We start from the raw sequence: 3408 nt of genomic DNA, 5'->3' as shown, positions 1-3408 counted from the left end.
TTACCATATCGTCTTTAACTTCTACGGTAACGGTACCGCTAGTAAAAGTCGTATAAGTGCCGTCACTAGCTCCTTTACTCCATCCGCCACCAGAAAGATTAAGTCTATCTCCATCATCGCCGTCTATTTTTAGTATATTATTATCGCTACCACGTAGTATATTTTGAATATCATTTGCAGTTAGGTTGAGCGTAGCATTATCGTTGATTATATTTCCATTTTCATCGGCATGACCACCTAGCTGAATCTTTTCAATACCACTAACCTTACTAAAATTAATAGTACTATCATCATTAACTACCAATGTATCTTTACCAGCTCCGCCATTGATTGTTGTACTAGACATGTTATTGCCTTTTCCGATGACAATTGTATCGTTACCGGCTTCACCTTCTATATTAGCATCATTAAATGTTCCGGAGTTAACAAAAATTTTATCATTTCCGCCTCCACCATAGATACCGCCATGTCCATTGGCATTAAATACGGCTCCATTTACATATATTTCATCATTTCCTCCATTAATATTACCATCAGCATAGTCACCGTATACCCTAGAGAAATTAAATGTAGAGCCACTATTTAAATATATTTTATCTGCACCAGTTCCAGCAACTATATAAGACGCATCTTGGAATATAGTGCCGCCATTTATAGTGATTTCATCGTCGCCATTGCCAGTATCTATAGCAGAGTAGTTACCATCGGCAAGTTTTGAGAACGTAGTATTTGTAACTTTTACTATATCGACACCATCTCCAGTATTTAAAGCAGAGCTCTGAAAGGTTATGCGAGCATCGCCAGGGTCGCGGTTAATAGTTATAGTATCGTTACCATCTGAAGTCTTTATAGTGCTATAGTTAAGTGTTGTTCCTTCTTCGATATCGACGAAATCGTCGCCTTTATCCGTATCAACTACCGCATGCGTTAAAGTAGAATTGTTAATCACTACGCGATCTGTATCGGCACCGGTATTTATAGATGTTTTTGCGGTAGCGGTGCCATTAAGTTTAGAATCCCTAATTTGTACGTTGTCTTCACCAGCACCAGTATATATGCTATTTCTGCCTTCCATTAAAGAATCGTCTTGTATTTCTATCCTATCGTCTTTGCTACCGGTAGTTATTGTAGTCTTTTCGACTTTAGCTTTGTGTATCTGCACGTGCTTCCAGTCGCCGTCGCCCATATTTATCTTCACATCGTCAAAATCTGATACTCTATTTACTGCATAGTTACCGCTATTGCCTAGACCGCTTAGTAGTACAGTATCTTGGCCGTTGCCCGTATTTATCTCGGTTTTAGTCGCTATAGGTTTTGAATAAGGCTGAGTCGGATCCGAAGTATAATCTGCGCTATGATGTTCAAACATAACTATATCGCCACCTTCTCCAGTTTCTATTTTTGTAGAATTTAAAGATGATCCATCAAATACCTGAACGATATCACCGCCGTTCCCGGTATTAATATTGGTATATTTTATATTAGAGTCTTTGATAGTTATCATATCTACATCGTCACCAGTTATGAGGCTAGCTGTTGTGATCTTAGCACCATCTACATTGATAGTATTATTACCGTTGCCTAAATTAACTCCAGAAGAATTAAGGGTAGAACCACCTTTTAGAGTAAATACGTCCTCTTCGCCTTGACCAGTAATATTTAGTCGTTCACCTTTTGTCGCATTTAGAATAATAGTTGTCTTATCTGATGCACCACCATTTGCTTGGATGTCCAGACGAGATAACTCAGAATCCTCTGCTGTAACTGTATTTTGGCCTGAGCGTATATCCATTATGTTGTGGTTACCAATTAAATTCGCATCGCCTAAAATTTTGCTGTTTTTGATCACAATATCATCGTCACCACTTTGAGTCTCTACTCTAAGTTTATTTGTGCTGGTAGCTCCGTCAAGGGTGATCTTGTTGTTTCCACGGCCAAGGTTCATCTCTGTTTCGTTTAGAGTGCCATTAACATTAACTGTTTGATCGCTACCATACATGTGGTTTATATGAGCATTATTTAGCGTTGCTCCTTTTTCTATATTAAAGGTCGCAACTCCTTGTGATGCTAGAAGTAGCTCCATCTACAGATGCTCCAGACTTAACATTTACAGTATCGTGACTATTGGTTCCAAATATATTTTCTGAACCAGTATTAATGGTACTACCAGAAGTTAGATTTCCATAAAGGTTTATAACGTCATCATCATCTCCACTTTGTACATTAGAACCGTTTTTAATCTCTCCATGTAGATTAATAATGTCGTTACCTATCTCGGTGTCTATTGTTTTTCCATCTAAGCCCTTAGCAAATGATACTTCATCGTCCGTATCAGTAATAGTGCCAGTATTGCTTGACGAAGCTATTTGAGGATTATCGCTAGTTACATTTACAGTAGCTTTTCTTTCATAAACGCCTTGTTCTGCTCCGTCAATACTACTAAAACGAGAATCATCCCCTACACGCTCTCCTTGATTTTGGATAGAGTTATTTGCTAGCTGTGCTATTCTTACCTCTAGGTTTTCTATATCTCTAGGATCATTTACGGTAAGCTTATTTCCATACATTGGAACCCAGTCACCATTAACATCTTTGTATTCAAAGATAAAATTACCATCTGGAGTTTCTATCTCTTCATAATCTACACCCTTTTCTACACCACTTAGACTAAAGGTATATGTAGTTGGTCTAGTTGCTAGATTATTTACGCCATTTGTATCTAGATCGCCTAGAGAGAATTTATACTCTGGGCCATTCCAATCTTGTCCCTCTGTTGCATTTGTTGAACCTAGAGCTGTAATTGTAGCAATAGGAGGTATAACAGGAGTTGCTCCAGCCCCAACAGCACTTCCACCACTTACACCAAAGCTATTATCTCCACCTGCTGCTAGAGATAAAGCATCTATGCTTCCTACATTAGCATTTATGTTACTAATGTGGCCTCCTTCTGCAAAGCTAGTAGAAGATAAGCTTACGCCATCTCCACCATTACCACCTGCTTGTGGACCACCTGCAGCAGTTTCTTCTAGAGCATTAAGATCTGTTCCTTTTAAGATGGCTTGTTGTAAAGCTGAGATATCAGCTACTGTTTCGTTATTGTTAGAGTCTTGATCTAGAGTTAGAGTATCTTTACCTATTAAAGTTATATCTTTACCATCAGTTTGAGTTATTGTTACTTTAGAGTTAGAACCCTCTGTAACTATCTTTTCACCTTGGTATACAATATCTCCTACACTTAATTGTCTTACCTCTCCTGTTAAGTCATTAAGTGCTCTTGCTATTCCTCCATTTACGCTTTTAACTACTCCGGCTTCTTTAGCCATCATGTTCTCCTTATTGTTTATAGTATTTTAAATTTTGAATGAATTATATAAATTTTAGAAGTATATGTCTATTGTACTGGGGTAC

General features: G+C 37.9%; 2 protein-coding genes. Both read right to left on the bottom strand.

Annotated features, from left to right (window positions below; all coding sequences use genetic code 11):
* On the bottom strand, nt 1-2083 hold a 2083-nt coding region (locus FZ940_RS09355; RefSeq protein ID WP_410368990.1), incomplete at its 3' end, for a hypothetical protein.
* Nucleotides 2043-3323, bottom strand: a complete 1281-nt coding sequence (locus FZ940_RS09350; protein WP_187422168.1) for a retention module-containing protein — start codon at nt 3321-3323, stop codon at nt 2043-2045. The genes FZ940_RS09355 and FZ940_RS09350, both read right to left, overlap by 41 nt.
* Nucleotides 3324-3408 lie beyond the last annotated feature (85 nt).

Origin of the sequence: Campylobacter concisus, from assembly GCF_902460415.1 — a bacterium.
Lineage (GTDB): Bacteria > Campylobacterota > Campylobacteria > Campylobacterales > Campylobacteraceae > Campylobacter_A > Campylobacter_A concisus_Y.
The sequence above is the reverse complement of the archived record's forward strand: the minus strand, read 5'-3'. Positions and strand labels throughout refer to the sequence as shown.

Bases quoted from the DNA above. Each gene is read 5' to 3' on its own strand.
- FZ940_RS09350 (WP_187422168.1), bottom strand. From the start codon at position 3,323: ATGGCTAAAGAAGCCGGAGTAGTTAAAAGCGTAAATGGAGGAATAGCA.